This window comes from Brevundimonas sp. ALps5 (genome assembly GCF_058681645.1).
This window is the reverse complement of sequence record NZ_CM178744.1, coordinates 240,646-256,647: the sequence shown is the minus strand read 5'-3', so window position 1 is coordinate 256,647 and position 16,002 is coordinate 240,646. Positions and strand designations below refer to the sequence as shown.

At 69.2% G+C, this 16,002-nt stretch carries 16 protein-coding genes; 6 read left to right on the top strand and 10 right to left on the bottom strand.

Annotation, left to right across the window (positions count from 1 at the left end):
- Window positions 1-78: 78 nt before the first annotated feature.
- A complete protein-coding gene (locus tag ACW172_RS01040) occupies window positions 79-3,543 on the bottom strand; it encodes a trifunctional glycoside hydrolase family 18/polysaccharide deacetylase/glycosyltransferase family 2 protein (RefSeq protein ID WP_492033348.1) in 3,465 nt (1,154 codons plus the stop codon).
- 185 nt (window positions 3,544-3,728) lie between these two features.
- Between ACW172_RS01040 and ACW172_RS01035 the strand changes: the two genes are divergently transcribed.
- Window positions 3,729-3,896 carry a hypothetical protein gene (locus ACW172_RS01035; protein WP_492033347.1) on the top strand — a complete coding sequence of 56 codons (168 nt, stop codon included), beginning with the start codon at window positions 3,729-3,731 and terminating at the stop codon, window positions 3,894-3,896.
- A 5-nt stretch (window positions 3,897-3,901) separates the two neighbouring features.
- Here the strand turns inward: ACW172_RS01035 and ACW172_RS01030 are convergent, their stop codons facing one another.
- The 4 genes from ACW172_RS01030 to uvrA all read right to left on the bottom strand — a co-directional run bounded on the left by ACW172_RS01030 (window position 3,902) and on the right by uvrA (window position 8,517).
- Entirely contained in the window at window positions 3,902-4,435 is a 534-nt protein-coding gene (locus tag ACW172_RS01030; protein ID WP_492033346.1) for a hypothetical protein, read from the bottom strand.
- The gene (locus tag ACW172_RS01025; RefSeq protein WP_492033345.1) at window positions 4,432-4,902 is read right to left on the bottom strand and encodes a hypothetical protein; all 471 of its coding nucleotides are present in this window, start codon (window positions 4,900-4,902) and stop codon (window positions 4,432-4,434) included. The genes ACW172_RS01030 and ACW172_RS01025 overlap by 4 nt, the downstream gene beginning before the upstream one ends.
- A 52-nt stretch (window positions 4,903-4,954) precedes the next feature.
- A complete protein-coding gene (locus tag ACW172_RS01020) occupies window positions 4,955-5,419 on the bottom strand; it encodes a hypothetical protein (RefSeq protein WP_492033344.1) in 465 nt (154 codons plus the stop codon).
- Window positions 5,420-5,565: 146 nt separating this feature from the next.
- Window positions 5,566-8,517: an excinuclease ABC subunit UvrA gene (gene uvrA, locus ACW172_RS01015; RefSeq protein ID WP_492033343.1), complete on the bottom strand. Its 2,952-nt coding sequence runs from the start codon at window positions 8,515-8,517 to the stop codon at window positions 5,566-5,568.
- A gap of 130 nt (window positions 8,518-8,647) precedes the next feature.
- On the opposite strand from uvrA, the gene ACW172_RS01010 reads away from it, so the two are divergent.
- Window positions 8,648-8,896, top strand: a complete 249-nt coding sequence (locus tag ACW172_RS01010; RefSeq protein WP_492033342.1) for a hypothetical protein — start codon at window positions 8,648-8,650, stop codon at window positions 8,894-8,896.
- Window positions 8,893-9,177, top strand: a complete 285-nt coding sequence (locus ACW172_RS01005) for a type II toxin-antitoxin system RelE/ParE family toxin (protein ID WP_492033341.1) — start codon at window positions 8,893-8,895, stop codon at window positions 9,175-9,177. Before ACW172_RS01010 ends, ACW172_RS01005 begins: the two co-directional genes overlap by 4 nt.
- 3 nt (window positions 9,178-9,180) lie before the next feature.
- On the opposite strand, the gene ACW172_RS01000 is transcribed toward ACW172_RS01005, so the two are convergent.
- Window positions 9,181-9,621: a hypothetical protein gene (locus ACW172_RS01000; RefSeq protein ID WP_492033340.1), complete on the bottom strand. Its 441-nt coding sequence runs from the start codon at window positions 9,619-9,621 to the stop codon at window positions 9,181-9,183.
- A 128-nt stretch (window positions 9,622-9,749) separates the two neighbouring features.
- Between ACW172_RS01000 and ACW172_RS00995 the strand changes: the two genes are divergently transcribed.
- Window positions 9,750-9,878: a hypothetical protein gene (locus ACW172_RS00995; protein ID WP_492033339.1), complete on the top strand. Its 129-nt coding sequence runs from the start codon at window positions 9,750-9,752 to the stop codon at window positions 9,876-9,878.
- A gap of 67 nt (window positions 9,879-9,945) precedes the next feature.
- Complete coding sequence (locus tag ACW172_RS00990; protein ID WP_492033338.1) at window positions 9,946-11,433, top strand: ATP-binding cassette domain-containing protein; 1,488 nt, start codon at window positions 9,946-9,948, stop codon at window positions 11,431-11,433.
- Window positions 11,434-11,713: 280 nt separating this feature from the next.
- On the opposite strand, the gene ACW172_RS00985 is transcribed toward ACW172_RS00990, so the two are convergent.
- The 4 genes from ACW172_RS00985 to ACW172_RS00970 form a co-directional block, all read right to left on the bottom strand.
- Window positions 11,714-13,297: an EAL domain-containing protein gene (locus ACW172_RS00985; protein WP_492033337.1), complete on the bottom strand. Its 1,584-nt coding sequence runs from the start codon at window positions 13,295-13,297 to the stop codon at window positions 11,714-11,716.
- 106 nt (window positions 13,298-13,403) lie between these two features.
- Window positions 13,404-13,841, bottom strand: coding sequence for a flagellar basal-body protein FlbY (locus tag ACW172_RS00980; protein WP_492033336.1), 438 nt, complete (start codon window positions 13,839-13,841; stop codon window positions 13,404-13,406).
- Window positions 13,838-14,167, bottom strand: a complete 330-nt coding sequence (locus ACW172_RS00975; protein ID WP_492033335.1) for a rod-binding protein — start codon at window positions 14,165-14,167, stop codon at window positions 13,838-13,840. The genes ACW172_RS00980 and ACW172_RS00975 overlap by 4 nt, the downstream gene beginning before the upstream one ends.
- Before the next feature lie 2 nt (window positions 14,168-14,169).
- Window positions 14,170-15,285, bottom strand: coding sequence for a flagellar basal body P-ring protein FlgI (locus ACW172_RS00970; RefSeq protein WP_492033334.1), 1,116 nt, complete (start codon window positions 15,283-15,285; stop codon window positions 14,170-14,172).
- A gap of 180 nt (window positions 15,286-15,465) precedes the next feature.
- On the opposite strand from ACW172_RS00970, the gene ACW172_RS00965 reads away from it, so the two are divergent.
- Window positions 15,466-15,903, top strand: coding sequence for a flagellar assembly protein FliX (locus ACW172_RS00965; protein WP_492033333.1), 438 nt, complete (start codon window positions 15,466-15,468; stop codon window positions 15,901-15,903).
- The last annotated feature ends 99 nt before the right edge of the window (window positions 15,904-16,002 follow it).

Genomic DNA, 16,002 nt, shown 5'->3' with positions numbered 1-16,002 from the left:
GGAGCGTCGTCCCGGGGCCGATCTCTTGGGAAGATTTGTATGACTAATCCGGTCTGACCGGCAAGATGTCCATCGGTGTCATTTCCCGGCTTCCAGCACCACGTCTCCGGTCCGGCGCAGCTTGCCCCAGGCCTGGCCCAGGCCGGTCAAGGCCCGTTCCAGCGCCCGCCAGACGACCACGTACATGATCTGGCGATAGACCAGACGCTGGGTCGGCAAGAGCCACAGGTCGCGCCGGTTCTCGCGGTCGAAGCCATAGGCGATCCAGCTCGCCGCCAGCTCCAGCACGGTGAAGGCGGCATAGACGGTCAGGGTCAGCCACAGGGTGGTGTCCGGGCTGGCGCTGATGTCGGCGTGCTGCATCGCGGCCCACCACGACAGCAGGCGGATCAGGAGGGCGATCAGCAACTGCAGGTCGATCAGGGGCGCCAGCACCTGACCCGCGATCTGGAACAGCCACAGGCTGGGCAGGGCCAGGCCGCCGAACCAGCCGTGCTTGCCGACCGACCGGCGGTGCTTCCACAGGCACTGCAGCGTGCCGAAGCTCCAGCGGAAGCGCTGTTTCAGCAGGCCGCCGAGGGTGTCCGGGGCCTCGGTGAAGGCCAGGGCCTCGGGCTCGTTGGCGATGACCCAGCCGGCCTCGCGCACCCGCCAGGTCAGGTCCATATCCTCGGCCAGGGTGTCGGAGCGATAGCCGCCGACGGCGCGCAGCACCTCGGTGCGCCAGCCGCCGATGGCCCCGGGCACCACGGTGACGGCGTTCAGGCGGGCGAGCGCCCGACGGTCGACGTTCTGGCTGGTGATATACTCCAGCGCCTGCCAGCGGGTGACGATGTTGCGGCGGTTGCCGACCTTGACGTTGCCGGCGACGGCGCCGACGCTCGGATCGGCGAACCAGGCGGCCAGCTTCGACAGGGCGTCGGGCGACAGCTGGGTGTCGGCATCGACCCCGACCACGATGGGCGCCGTCGCCTCGGCCAGGGCCACGTTCAGGGCCGAGGCCTTGCCGCCGTTGGGCTTGCGCCGCAGCAGGACGCGCGGGTCCTGACCGAAGGCCGCCTTGACCGCGTCCCAGGTGCCGTCGGTCGAGCCGTCGTCGATGACCAGCACCCGCACATCGACGTCGCGGCTGGTCAGCAGGCTGTCGATGGTCCGGTTGATGACCTCGACCTCATTGTAGGCCGCGACCATGACGTCGAGGCGCGGCAAGGCGGCGCCTTCAACGGCCAGCGGCCGCGCACGCTTGCCGGACGCCAGCCACAGCATCAGCACGATCCGCAGCAGCCCCAGGCCGATGGCCAGGCTGAAGCCCCAGAACAGGATGACGCCCAGCAGATGGGTGAAGCCGAAGGCCGCCTGATCCGCTGCGATCAGAGACTGCTCGTCCCTGGGCAGGGCGGGCATGGTCTGGTCCGGCGTCTGGCCGACCAGTCCGCCGATGGTGGTCAGGGTGTAACCGCGCGCTCTCAGCCCATCGATGATGGCGGGCAGGGCGGCGACGGTCGCGGACCGGTCGCCGCCGGCGTCATGCAGCAGGATGGCGTGGCCCTTGTCGGCCTGGGCCAGGACCGAGGCGACGATCTCCTGCGGTGTCAGGCGGTGGGTTCCACCACCTGCACTGGCGCGGGTCAGGTCCCAGTCATTGGGGTCGATCGACTCGCCGGCCGTCGAGTAGCCGAGGCGCGAGGCCACGGCGATCGGCGCAATCTCACCGTAGGAGTCCGGCTCGGAGTCGGCGTTGTAGGGCGGGCGGAACAGGGTGATCTGGCGGCCGGTCAGGCTCTCCAGCGCCCGGTCGGCGGCGGTCAGCTCCAGCCGCACCCGCTCGTCCCCGACATGGGCCATGTTGGGGTGGGTGAAGGAGTGGTTGCCGATCTCATGTCCCTCGGCCTGAACCCGGCGGACCAGATCGGGATGGCCCACGGCTTCGTCGCCGATCATGAAGAAGGTGGCCTTGGCCCCCTTGGCCTTGAGGATGTCGAGGATCTTCGGCGTCCATTCCGGGTCGGGGCCGTCGTCGAAGGTCAGGGCCAGGACGTGGTCGGGCGCGCCGCGACGGCGGATGGTCCAGGCCGAGGGCCAGGCGCTCCAACTCTCGTCGGTGATCAGGCCGCTGTTGGGATCGCGCTCCAGCGTCCGTTGCCCGGCCCGGGGCTCGTGGGTGACGGTCAGCAACTCGCCGTCGCCGGTGAAGGCGATGGCCTGGGCCAGGGTGACGGTGCGCATGGCCGCGTCGGCCTGCGGGGCGGGGACGGCGTGCTTGCCGAACACCTTCCAGCTGGTCGGATCCTCCTCGCCGAGCGCCCACAGGGAGGCGCCGCGCAGGCCACGCCCGCGCGCCATGGTCATGGCGTTGGCGACCGAGGCCGCGTCCTGGAACCAGACCTCGTGCATCCGGCCCTGATCGTCGCGGTAGCTGAAGGTCGGCTGCAGGGCGACGGGGTCGAAGTCGATGACGTCGGCGGGGGCGTCCTCGGGGCGATAGCCTTGCGCCGTCGTCAGGGCGGCGGTGTTGGTGATCGAGTCGGCCGCCTCGGTCCCGACCTTCCAGTCGTAGCCATAGACGCCGACGCCGAGGATCAGCTTGCCCGCGGGGACCAGGCGGGTGAACCGGTCCAGAGACTTGTTGACGAAGCCGGCCGAGGAGATGGGGCCGGGGACGCTGGTCTCGCCGTGCTCGTCATAGGCCATGACCGCGGCGTAATCGACGGTCGAGGCCAGGGTCCGGATGTCGGCGTCCGACAGGCTGACCTCCAGCGCGATCGACAGCTCCTTGCCCTGGCTCTGCAGCCGGGCGTGCAGCCGATTCAGCCAGGGGGTGACGCGGCGGATCTGCTCGGGCGTCAGCTGCTCGAAGTCGATCTGGAGGCCCGCGAAGTCGTGCTGATCCACGAAGCCGACCAGCTGGTTGAGCACCGCGTCGGCGTTGGGGCCGTCCAGCATCCGGTCGATGCGGTGCGGGTCGAACAGGCCCTCGGTGGCGTTGCCGACGACGGGGACGATGCGGACCCCGTTAGCCCGCGCGGCCTGCACCAGAGGCGCGGTGGTCGGGTTCTTCGCGGGGTCGTAGTCCTTCGTAAGGACGCCCGAGCCGTCGGGACTCAGCTCCAGCCAGGTCGGATAGACGTGGGTCAGGTCGGCGGCGTGGTGGCGGAAGCTGTCCAGCGCCCCGTCCTCCCACGGCGCGAACCAGGCGCCCGAGATGGCGCCGGCGGCCGCGACGGGCTTCGCCCGGTTGCGACGGTCGTCCAGGGCGATGCGGCGAAGCAGGGCGTTCCCGGCATGGCGGCCGCCGTGCTTCACATGGCCGGAGTAGGCCGGGCTGGAGACCGCCAGATGGGTCAGGCGCGGCAGGATCACCAGACTGGCGACGAAGCTGGCCAGGACCACGGCCGCCACAGCCGCCACCACGATGGCCGCCCAGCGCAGCCGCCGCGCCCGCGTCCCCGTGGCGTCGAGGAAGATCGGCTTGCCGCCTCCACCGTGACCATGACCCCCGTCGTTGCCGTGAGGGGAGGGCGAGGCGTCGGGGGCGTCGGTCATGGATATCGGCGATCGGTGCGGGAAGTCGCGTCTGGCGCTGTGATCCTGATCCTTGTCAGAACGGCGCCCGAACCCGGACATTCCTACGGCCAAGGTCCCGGAGCCACATGTCTTTGGTGGGAGAGCCGGTCAGGCAACCCTCCCGGGTGGTCGGCGTTGGCTTGGGGTAGCTTCGGAGAGCCGCCATGCAGACCTTCATCGTCGGACTGGGCGTCCTGATCCTGGCCGGCGTCCTGTTCACCATGGCCTTCAGGCCCGGCCGGACGCAGCCGACTCACTTCATCGACGCCGACGCCGATGGGGAGCCGGACGAGACGCCCGAGGAGAAGCAGCGCGAGCTTGAAGGCCAGTAGAGGCGTCAGCCGCAGAAGGTGAAGAAGCGCTCGATGTCCGGGGCCGAGGCCGTGTGGGGGACATAGGTCTCGCGGCGCGCGCCCTGCCACTGGGCCAGCCAGCCGACGCGGCGGAAGCGCTGGAACACCGGGGTCGAGGTCGCGGCCTCGGCGGTCAGGAAGTCGCCGTCGGCCAGCTCCGAGGCCTCGCCCTGGGCGCGGAAACGTTCGGTCTCGCCGCCCGACTCCAGATGGATCTCGCGGGTCCCGTGCGGGGCATTGGTGGTGATCTCCAGCCGGCCCGCGCCCTTCTGGCACGTCAGGCCCAGGCGCAGATCGTCGGAGGTCTCGACCCCGTAGACCAGCTTCGCCTCGCCCGCGTCGGGGTGGTAGAACCAGTCCATCCCGGCGACCGGCTGCGGCGACCCGCTGGAGGCGCCCGACACCGGCGCGGCGTCGCGGGTGGTCGAACAGGCGGCGGCCAGGGCGGCGAGGCTCGCGACGATCAGCAGTCTTGTGGTCTTCACGCGGCGGTCCCGGTTGCGGTCATGGTCGGTCATCCACTGCAAAGGTCCGCGAAGCGGCGCAGCTTGGCAAGGTGGGCGGCTTCGATGTCGACGTCCTGATGCTGGTCGCCGACAGCCACGGTCAGGTCGCCCGACGCTACGAACTGGCCGAAGACCGGGTGGTCGGTTCTGAGGGCGAGGCTGAGCTTGCCGCCGCGACCCGCCTGGGCCTCGGTCTGGGCCTGACCCGAGCCGCCCTGCGAGGTGACGGTGGCGATGCCGGCGCCGAGCGGGCCGCCATAGACGGAGACGCGGGCGACGCCGGAGCCCGGCGTGCACTCCAGCGTGGCCTTGAGCTGGGGCGTGTCGGGCACCTCATTGGCCAGCACCACGGGACCCTCGCCCTCATAGAGGGTCCAGGTCCAGGCGGCGGCCTGGACAGTCGTGCCGGACAGCAGGGCGAACGCCAGATGCGTCGCCGCCGTCAGGGCCGCCGTCAGGGCGGTCAGGGTGGTGGTCATGGCTCAGCCCCCGCTGATGTCGTGAACCCCGAATGGTCAGGCTTGCAGATGGTCAGGCGTGGGCCTGGTCGCAATAGGACAGAAAGCCCGAGACGACGCGGCGTTCCGCGTCGCTGGCGTGGATACGGGTCGGGCCGGCCTCGCCGACGACCGGCATGACGCCGTTGCGGGCCAGGCTCTGCAGGGCCGGGTCGCTGACCGGGATGCGCGCCTCGTCCTCCAGCGAACCCATGGAGGCCTGGGCCAGACGCGGCGAGGCGGGCAGAACATCGCCATAGACCGCCGCCGAGCGGTCGCCCGGGGCGCAGGTGACCATCATGGCCAGCTGGTCGGAGTTCTCGACCCCATAGGCCAGCTTGGCCATCGGCCCCTCATAGCTGAGGTGCCAGCCCATGACCGGCGCGGCCATCGTGCTGACGGCGGCGGGCTGGGCGTCTTCGTGAGACCAGTCCTGGGTCTTGGCCGCGAAGGCGACCAGACCGAGGGCGGCGACAGCAGGGACAAGGACCTTGAACATCATAGGGCTCGCATTCGAGAGACCAACGCGAGAGCTACGCGGCGGTTCACGGTCGAGCTTCACGGCCGTTAACGATTGTTCGTCCTGTGATGAATTTAACGCGCGTTCGGCGAACCCCGGCCGAGGCGAGCCCCGGCCGGTGAAGATCAGGCGGTCTTGCGGACCTTGGCGGGCTTGGCCTTGGCCTCCGAGGTAGAGGCTCCTGAGGTAAGAGCCGCAACGCGGGCCTTGCGGCGGGTCTCGTGGCGGTCGAGGACCTCCTTGAGATATTTGCCGGTCCAGCTGCGCTCATTGTGGGCGACCTCTTCCGGCGTGCCGACCGCGACGATCTCGCCGCCGCCGTCGCCGCCCTCGGGACCGAAGTCGAGCAGGTAGTCGGCGACCTTGATGACATCCAGGTTGTGCTCGATGACCACGATGGTGTTGCCGTTGTCGACCAGCTCCTGAAGCACCTCGAGCAGCTTGCGCGTGTCCTCGAAGTGCAGGCCGGTGGTCGGCTCGTCGAGGATGTAGAGGGTCTTGCCGGTAGCGCGCTTGCTGAGCTCCTTGGACAGCTTGACCCGCTGGGCCTCGCCGCCCGAGAGGGTCGTCGCCGACTGGCCGACCTTGACGTAGTCCAGACCGACGCGGCTGAGGGTCAGCATCTTGTCGCGGATGGGCGGCACGGCCTTGAAGAACTGGCCGGCCTCCTCGACCGTCATGTCCAGGACGTCACTGATCGACTTGCCCTTGAAGACGATCTCCAGCGTCTCGCGGTTGTAGCGCTTGCCCTTGCAGACGTCGCAGGTGACGTAGACGTCCGGCAGGAAGTGCATCTCGATCTTGATCAGGCCGTCGCCCTGACAGGCCTCGCAGCGCCCGCCCTTGACGTTGAAGCTGAACCGGCCGGGGCCGTAACCGCGCGCCTTGGACTCCGGCAGGCCCGCGTACCAGTCGCGGATGGGACCGAAGGCGCCGGTGTAGGTCGCCGGGTTCGAGCGCGGGGTGCGGCCGATCGGCGACTGGTCGATGTCGATGACCTTGTCGAAATTCTCCAGCCCCTCGATGCGGTCATGAGGGGCCGGAGCGTCGGAGGCCTGATGCAGGCGGCGCGCGGCGGCCTTGTACAGGGTCTCGATGGTGAAGGTCGACTTGCCGCCGCCTGACACCCCGGTCACGCAGGTGAAAAGGCCCACGGGGATCTCGCCGGTCACAGCCTTCAGGTTGTTGCCGGTCGCGCCCGAGATCTTGAGCATCTTCTTGCGGTTGACCGGACGGCGGCCCTCGGGCGGCAGTTCGATCTCGCGCTCGCCGGTCAGGTATTTGCCGGTCAGGGACTTCGGATTGGCCATGACCTCGGCCGGGGTGCCCTCGGCGCAGATCTCGCCGCCGTGGACGCCGGCGGCCGGACCCATGTCGATGACATAGTCGGCGGTCATGATCGCCTCCTCGTCATGCTCGACCACCAGGACCGAGTTGCCGAGGTCGCGCAGGCCCATGAGGCTTTCCAGCAGTCGGGTGTTGTCGCGTTGGTGCAGGCCGATGGACGGTTCGTCGAGCACGTACAGCACGCCGGTCAGGCCCGAGCCGATCTGGCTGGCCAGACGGATGCGCTGGCTCTCGCCGCCTGACAGGGTGCCCGACGACCGGGCCAGCGAGAGGTAGTCGAGGCCGACGTTGTTCAGGAAGCGCAGCCGGTCGCCGATCTCCTTCAGGATACGACGGCCGATCTCCATCTGCTTTTCGGTCAGGGCGTCGGGCAGGGCCTGGACCCAGTCATAGGCCTTCTTGATCGACAGGGTGGAGATGTCGGCGATGTCCGAGCCGTCGATCTTGACCGCCAGCGCCTCGGGCTTGAGGCGCTTGCCGTGGCAGGCGTCGCAGGGCGTTTCGGACTGGAACCGGCCCAGCTCCTCGCGGACCCAGGCGCTGTCGGTCTCTCGCCAGCGACGTTCGAGATTGGGCAGGACCCCCTCGAAGGTCTTCACCGTCTCATACTTCCGGGCGTTGTCGTCATAGACGAACTTGATCTTGTCGCCGCCCGAGCCGTTCAGGATGACGCCCTGCGCCTTCGCCGGCAGTTCGCGCCAGGGCTTGTCCATCGAGAAGCCGTAGTGGAGCGCCAGCGCCTGCAGCGTCTGGGTGTAGAGCGGCGAGGGGCCGCGCGACCAGGGCGCGACAGCGCCGGCGTGCAGGGTCTTGTCGCGGTCCGGGATCACCAGATCGGCGTCGAAGGCCAGCTTGACCCCCAGGCCGTCGCACACCGGACAGGCGCCGAAGGGGTTGTTGAACGAGAACAGCCGGGGCTCGATCTCCGAGATCGTGAAGCCCGAGACAGGGCAGGCGAACTTCTCGGAGAAGGTGATGCGGCGGGGCTCCTGACCCTCTTCGGCGTTGGCCCATTCCGCCACGGCGATACCGTCGGCGAGGCCGAGCGCGGTCTGGATCGAGTCAGCGTAACGGCCCTCGAGACCCGCCTTGGTGACGATCCGGTCCACGACGATGTCGATGTCGTGCTTGAACTTCTTGTCGAGTACGGGTGCGTCCTCGATGGCGTAGAATTGGCCGTCGATCTTGAGCCGCTGGTAGCCCGAGCGCTGCCACTCGGCGATCTCCTTCCTGTACTCGCCCTTGCGGCCGCGCACGACCGGGGCCAGCAGCAGCAGGCGCTCGCCGTCCGGCAGGGCCGTCAGCTTGTCGACCATCTGCGAGACAGTCTGGCTCTCGATCGGCAGGCCTGTGGCGGGGGAGTAGGGCACGCCGACGCGCGCCCAGAGCAGGCGCATATAGTCGTGGATCTCGGTCACCGTGCCGACGGTCGAGCGCGGGTTCTTGGACGTCGTCTTCTGCTCGATGGAAATCGCCGGCGACAGGCCTTCGATCAGGTCGACGTCCGGCTTGCCCATCAGCTCCAGGAACTGGCGGGCGTAGGCGCTCAGGCTCTCCACATAGCGGCGCTGACCCTCGGCATAGATGGTGTCGAAGGCGAGCGAGGATTTGCCCGAGCCCGACAGGCCGGTCATCACGACCAGCTTCTCGCGCGGGATGTCGACATCCACGCCCTTGAGATTGTGCTCGCGGGCGCCACGCACGCGGATGAAGTTGTGCTTTTCGGTCATGGATCCGGGGAAACGCGGGAGGGCCGGACAGGGTCCGGTGCAACGGGAGTATATGGGGACTGATCCGGCGGTTTCAGCAAGAACAATATGGGAACATTGCGGCTCCTGACAAGGCGGGGTATCGTCGGGCATGGCCGACGGGTTCGACGTGCGCATCGAAGGGGAGCAGGCGGAGCGCCTGCGGGCGGCGGCTGAGGCCGCGGGGCAAGACGTCGTCGCCTATACGCGCGACCTCCTCGCCCAGAGCATGCCGGATTTCGAAGAGGATGACCGCCGCTGGGGGGAGTATCTGCGGACCGGCGAGACCGTCTCGGTCGAAGAAGCCTTTGCAGCGTTCGACGCCGAGATCGCACGCATTCGGGCCGACAAGGCGGGATGAGGTTCAGGGTCCGACTGACCCGGGCCGCTGAGTATGACCTGATCCGGCTGGCCGGCTTCCTCGAGGAGTTCTCCAGCGAGACCGCCGACAAGGGACGGAGCGTTTTGCGCGGGGCGATCGACTCCCTGGCGGAGATGCCGGAACGGGTGAGCCGGATTCCGGGCGGCGAGTACCGCGATCTGATCGTACCCTTTGGGGCGGCGGGTTATGTGATCCGGTTCCGGATCGACGAAGAGACGGTCGTGATCGTGGGCATCTTCCACACCCGCGAGGATCGCTGAGCCTCACGGGGCCGACAGGAAGGTCCCGACGTTCAGGGTGATGGTGCAGCGGTAGTCGCCGGCGCCGTCGGTGGAGCAGTCGTCGAGGCCGTAGGGGTTGCGGACGATCTTCTGGGTGTAGCGCCAGGTGCGGCCCTCGGCGACGACCTCCGAGCCGCCGCCGGTCGAGGCCCAGGCGGCGAGGGCGTCGTAGAAGGCATGGGCCGGGGCGCCGGCGCAGGTCAGGCGCAGCAGATCGATGCCCGGCTCCTTCTCATAGGTCCCGGCCACGGCCGAGGCGGCGAGGCAGTCGGCGTAGAGCTTCGCATGGGGCGGGGCCGGTTCGCCCGGGGTGCGGATGACCGTCGGCGGCCCCGTTGGCGCGTCATCGTCGCCGCCGAGGGTGATGCAGCCGCTCATCGTCAGACCGATGGCGAGGCAGGCGATCAGGGGCGTCAGGCGCATGGCGAAGTCCTCCAATGGCTTAGCCTGTCACAGAGCCGTGTTCGCCGCCAGTCGGGCGCCGCACTTGCGTAACGGGGCCGGACGCGCCATCCTTCAGTCTTCGAGTTTGTGCAGGAGGCCTGACCACAATGATCATCGCGCTGGAAATCGGTACCGCCCTTTCCCTCGTCGCCATGATCGCGGTCTATGTCTCGAACCTCCCCAAGCCCAAGCGCGTGCCTGTCAGGGCTCGCAACCGCGGACCGCATCAGCGCTGATACGCCTGACGGCCGCCGTCTCTTCGACAATCTGAGCCTCGCCTTCGGGCGTGAGCGCACCGGGCTGGTGGGCCGCAACGGCGTGGGCAAGTCCACCCTGTTGCGCATCGTCGCGGGTCAGCAGCCGCCGTCCGGCGGGACGCTGGCGCGCGTCGGCACGGTGGGGATGCTGGACCAGAGGCATGAGCCGGGACCGAACGAGCGGGTGGCGCAGACGCTGGGCGTCGGGGCGGGCGTGGCGGTGCTGGAACGGGTGCTGGCCGGGGAGGGGACCGAAGCGGACCTCGCCGAGGCCGACTGGACCCTGAGCGAGCGGATCGAGGATGCGCTGGCCGATGTGGGGTTGACCGCACTGGCGCTGGACCGGCTGTCCTCAGGCCTCAGCGGCGGGGAGCTGACGCGGCTGAGGCTGGCGGGGCTGCTGATCGCCCGGCCGGACCTGCTGCTGCTCGATGAGCCGACCAACCATCTGGACGCCGACGCCCGTCGGATCGTCGCCGAGGTGCTGGGCCGCTGGAAGGGCGGGGCGGTGGTGGTCAGCCACGACCGCGAACTGCTGCGCCGGATGGACCGGATCGTTGAGCTGTCGAGCCTGGGCGCGGCCGTCTACGGCGGGAACTACGACCTCTATGCCGAGCGCAAGGCGGCCGAGCGGGCGGCGGCGGCGCGGGACCTGGCCTCGGCGGAGCGCGAGGTCGACCGGGCCGCGCGCGAAGGGCAGAAGGCGGTCGAGCGGAAGGCGCGGCGCGACCGGGCCGGACGGGCCTATGCCGCCAGCGGCTCGGCGCCGAAGATCGTCCTGGGCATGATGGCCGAGCGGGCCGAGGTCTCCGGCGCCCGCGAGGGGCAGCTGGCGGAACGCCGGGCCGAGGCGGCCGGGGCGGCTCTGGATGAGGCGCAGGCGCGGGTCGAGCGGGTTCGCGAACTGTCCATTCCCCTGCCGCCGACCGGACTGGCGGCGGGCCGGACGGTGCTGACGATGACGGGCGTGGCGTGGGATGCGCCAGACGGCCGGCGCATCGTCGGGCCGGTGGACCTGAGCTTGATCGGGCCCCGGCGCGTAGCGATCACGGGGCCGAACGGGGCGGGCAAGACGACCCTGCTGAAGTTGGCCTCAGGCCTGCTGGCTCCGACGGCGGGGACGGTGGATCGGCCGGTCCGGGCGGCCCTGCTGGATCAGGAGACCAGTCTGCTGCGCGCCGACGAGACGGTGGTCGAGGCCTTCCTGAGGCTCAATGCCGGGGCGACGCCCAATGCGGCGCGGGCCGCCCTGGCGCGCTTCCTGTTCCGCAACACGGCGGGCGACCGCGTGGTCGGGACCCTGTCGGGCGGCGAGCGGCTGCGGGCGGGACTGGCATGCGTGATGGGCGGCGAGCGTCCGAGTCAACTGTTGATTCTGGACGAGCCGACCAACCATCTGGACCTCGACGCCGTGACGGCGGTGGAGGCGGCGCTGGCGGCGTACGACGGCGCCCTGCTGGTGGTCAGCCACGACCCGGCCTTCCTGGAGGCGATCGGGGTGGAGGAGGAGATCAGGCTCTCGCACCCACGGTGAGGGTGGAAAAAAGTTTTGCACTCGAGTGCAAAAGCGGAAGTCCAACATCAGGTATTACGGATATGAATCTGATATAGAACGATTTTCTTCCCAGAGAAATTCCGTGAGCGCTTTGCACTCGCGTGCAACGGCGTGCACGCAGTCTCTTCCTCGCCAGCGATGTCAAAGACCCGAGACGGCAGTCTACACCCGCTACGGACGGTGCTGAGCCGAATGCGGCCGTGATCGTTCAGGGCGTTGAAAGCGAAGGGCTTCCCGCCGCGATCTATGCGAGGTCGGGTCAGCCCCAGCTGGCGACCGTGCCCTTGCGGCGGACGGGCGCCGAGGTGGTCTGGAGGATGGTGCGCGGTTCGGCCTCGGCCTTGCCGTACAGCCAGCCCTGGGCGTAGTCGACGCCCAGACCGCGCAGGATCTCGGCGGTGCTCTCGGTCTCGACGAACTCGGCGATGGTGGTCAGGTTCAGCGAACCGCACAGCTCGACCAGATGGCTGACCACGGTGCGGGCCTTGGGATCCTGATCCAGGGCCTGGATGAACTTGCCGTCGATCTTGACCGTGTCGACCGCCAGGCCGTGGATGTATTCGAAGGAGGCGGCGCCGGCGCCGAAGTCGTCGATGCACAGCTTGATGCCGGCCTCGCGCAGGGCGCCCAGACGACGGTTGGCTGCGGCGAGGTCGGCCATAGCCGCAGTTTCGGTGATCTCGACGATCAGGCGGCGGCGCTCGTCCGGCGCGGCGGCGGTCATCTTGAGCAGGGCGTCGACATAGGCGTCGTTGGCGAGCGAGGCGCCCGAGACGTTGATGGCGATCTTGAGCAGGCCCGAGCCCGGCTTGCGCAGCCGCTGCAGGGCCTTTTCGGCGACGGCGAGGTCGAAGCCCTCGATCAGGCCGAGCTCCTCGGCCATGCGGATGGTGTTGACCGGGCTGGCGTCCGCGTTGAAGCGCGACAGGGCCTCGAAATGGTGCACGGCGCCGGTCTTGAGATCGACGATCGGCTGGTAGTGCAGGTGGAAGGCGCGGGCCTTGACCAGGGCGCGGAAGCTCTCGGCCTCCTGCATGGTGCGGGCCATGGCGGAGTTGAACGCGGTGTCGGGATTGTCGAGGCCGCCTTCGGCCAGACAGCCCTCGACGGTGAAGCGCAGGGCCCGCAGGGCGTTGACCGGCGGACAGGGCGGCATGTTCGAGGTGGAGCCGGACACGGTCAGCTCCAGACCCTCGCTGCGCACGGCCTCGCGCACCTCGCCGACCAGGTCGCGCTTGTCGTCGCGTTCGCGCAGCAGGGCATAGCGTTCGGGCGTCAGGCGGGCGGCGGAGGCGCCGTCGAGGGAGGCGGACTGCAGGGTGGCCTCGACGCGGGCGGTCGCGCGCAGGGCGTCGGGGCCCAGCGCCGCCAGGCCGCCGATGTCGATGAAGGAGACGGAGAAGGGGCCGCCGTCGGGATCGCTGAGCAGGCCCCTGGCGCTGTCGAGGAAGCCGGCGGAATCGAGAACCGGCGGCACCTCGTCCGGCACGCTGGAGAAGACCGGCCCTTCATAGTTGATCGAGCAGGAGATGTTCGGCGCCAGGTCCGGCAGCATGAAGGCGCGGAAGGTGGCGCGGCGCACCTTGCCGTCGCCGCAGGCCAGAAGCAGGGGCACCGCGCTGGTGCGGGCGCCGGGCTTGAGGGCCTCCATGGCGCGGCCCAGAATCTTGCCGCCGCCGGGCGCCAGACGGTCGGCGAACGGGCGGCCCTGGAAGATTTCGGGGCCCATGCCGACGACCGGGCCCATACCCAGGGCCATCATGACGCGGCCGTCCGGCGACAGCTCGATCAGGAGATCGGCCGAGGCGAAGGCGAAGCCGAGGAGGCGCTGGCGGATGGACATGACGCCACCCTGTCACAGCAGCCCTTAAAGCTTCGCCGCATGGGTACGGTTAATGAGGCGCGAACGCCGATATTCCGGGGGTTTGAGGCCCGATGCCGGCCCGGGTTCAGGCGCTTCGGTTAAGGGTGATCGCGCGGCCGTCGCCGGCGGTGGCGCGACCGCTCGCGCCATAGCCCGTGCCCATGGCGCGCGAGGCGGCGACCTCACCCGCGATGGTCTGGACGAGGCCCTCGGAAATGATGCGGGCGGCCTCGACCGCGACCGCGTGTTTGGCCAGCACGGTGTTGAAGCGTTCGGTCGCCTTGACCAGGCGGATGCGTTCGCTGGACGGGGCGGCGGCGAGGATGGCCGGGTTGGCCTTCACCTGGGCCGACTCGCGGCGGTACTGGTTGGCCAGCTCCTGGGTGATCGGCAGGCTGGCGACGACGTCATGAGGGCGGCGCTCGGCGAAGGCGCGGGTCTCGGCCTCCAGCCGGCCGGTCAGGGTCTCGGTCAGTTCGGTCAGGTGACGGGCGGCGGCGGTGGCGGTCTGGGGATCGGTCATTGCCGGCCCTCCTGCATCTTGATCATTTCGGACATGACGACGTTGGACAGGCCGATGCCGCCGGCCTTGACCGTCTGTTTGGCCATGGCGTCGATCATGAAGCTGCGCCAGGTGCCCTCGGCCTCGCCTCCGCCGAAGGGGCCGTCGGTCGACAGGCCCTCGAACATCGGTTTGAACATCTCGGACAGGAAGGAGGCCTCGAAGTCGTCGGCGGTCTTCTTGATCCGGGCGCGTTGGGCGTCGCTGAGGGTCGAACCCGCGCCGGTCGCGGTCGGCGCCGTGGGCGTCGGGGTCAGGAGGCTGGTCGGGGCGGAGAGGTCGCTCATGTTCACATCACCTCGATTTCGGCCTGGAGGGCGCCGGCCGACTTGATGGCCTGGAGGATGGAGATCATGTCGCGCGGCGAGACGCCCAGGGCGTTCAGGCCGTTGACCAGGGTCGAGAGGGAGGTCGAACCGTTGATGATGCGCATCTCGCGGCCCAGCTCTTCCTCGACATTGACGGTGGAGGAGGGGACGACGGCGGTCTGGCCCTGGCTGAAGGGCGCCGGCTGGCTGACCTGGGGGTTTTCCTGCACCGAGATGGTCAGGTTGCCCTGGGCGATGGCCACGGTGGAGATGCGGACCGCCTCGCCCATGACGATGACGCCGTTGACCTCGTCGATGATGACCTTGGCCGGGGTGTCGACGGTGACCGGAATGTTCTCGACCCGGCTGATATAGCCGGCCATGCCCAGCTGGGCCGGGGCGCGCAGGGAGACGACCGAGCCGTTCTCGGCCAGGGCCGACTGCGGGAAGCTCTGGTTGATGGCGGCGGCGATGCGCTGGGCGGTGGTGAAGTCCGGGTTGCGCAGGGTCAGGCGAACCTCGGGCAGGGAGTCGAGGTTGAAGCCGGTCTCGCGCTCGACCGTGGCGCCCGAGGCGATGCGGCCGGCGGTCGGGACGCCGCGCGTCACCGAGGAGCCCGAGGCCCCGCCGCCCGAGACGGCGCCGGTCTGGACCGAGCCTTGCGCCACCGCATAGACCTCGCCGTCCGCGCCCTGGAGGCTGGTGACCAGAAGGGTGCCGCCCAGCAGGCTCTTGGCGTCGCACATGCTGGAGACGGCGACGTCGATGCGCGAGCCGGGGGTGGAGAAGGGCGGCAACTCGGCAGTCACCATGATGGCGGCCATGTTCTTGGAGTTGGCGTTGGCGCCGCGGATGTTCACGCCGAGGCGCTCGGTCATGCCTTCCAGCGACTGGCGGGTGAAGGGGCAGTTGCGAAGGCTGTCGCCCGTGCCGTTCAGGCCGACGACCAGGCCATAGCCGACCAGCTGGTTGGAACGGACGCCCTCGATGGAGGCGATGTCCTTGATCCGCGACTGGGCGTCGGCGGCGGTCGCGCCCGTCAGCGCGGCCAGTCCGATCAGGACGGGAGCGAAGAGGGCGGCAAGACGTTTCGACATCGAGGGTAATCCTGACTGTGGCCCGAAACGGGATGCGAGGATCGTGCCGAAGAAAAAGGCCAATGATTTCAGTTGCGGAACGGTAGCGCTTGCCGTTCAGGGCGGCAGATTCTGCCCGCCCGTTAACCAAACAGTGACGGTGATCCGGCGAGAGTCGGTCATGTTCCGGAGCGTTCGCCCATGAAGGTCACAGGCCCCTCAGGTCCGACATCCACATCCAGCGCGCGTCCGAGCCAGGCCGCGGGCGGCTTCAGCCTGTCCCAGACAGGCGGATCCGCGCCGGCGTCGGCGACCACGGCGGCGGCCAGCACGGCTGGGCCGGCCGGGCTCTCGGCGCTGATGGCCCTGCAAGGGGTGGAGAGCGCCACCGAACGCCGGAAGCGCTCGATTCGCCGTGGGCGGGGACTGCTGGACCGGCTCGACGAGCTGAAACTGGCCATGCTGGGCGGGGAAAACGACACCGAGGCCCTGGAGCGGCTGAGCCGGTCGCTGCGTGAGGAACGGCCCGAAGATGCACCTGGGGCGCAAAACGACGGCCTCAGGGGTCTGCTGGACCAGATCGACCTGCGCGCCGCGGTCGAGCTGGCCAAGGCAGAGGCGCGCCGCAGCGCACCATAAAACCGCCGAATCCTTGAACTTTTCGCCTCGTGGCAGAGCGGTGTGATGACTAAATGTCACGCTCCTCACGCTGAGCGGGTTTTCCCTGATCACGGACGC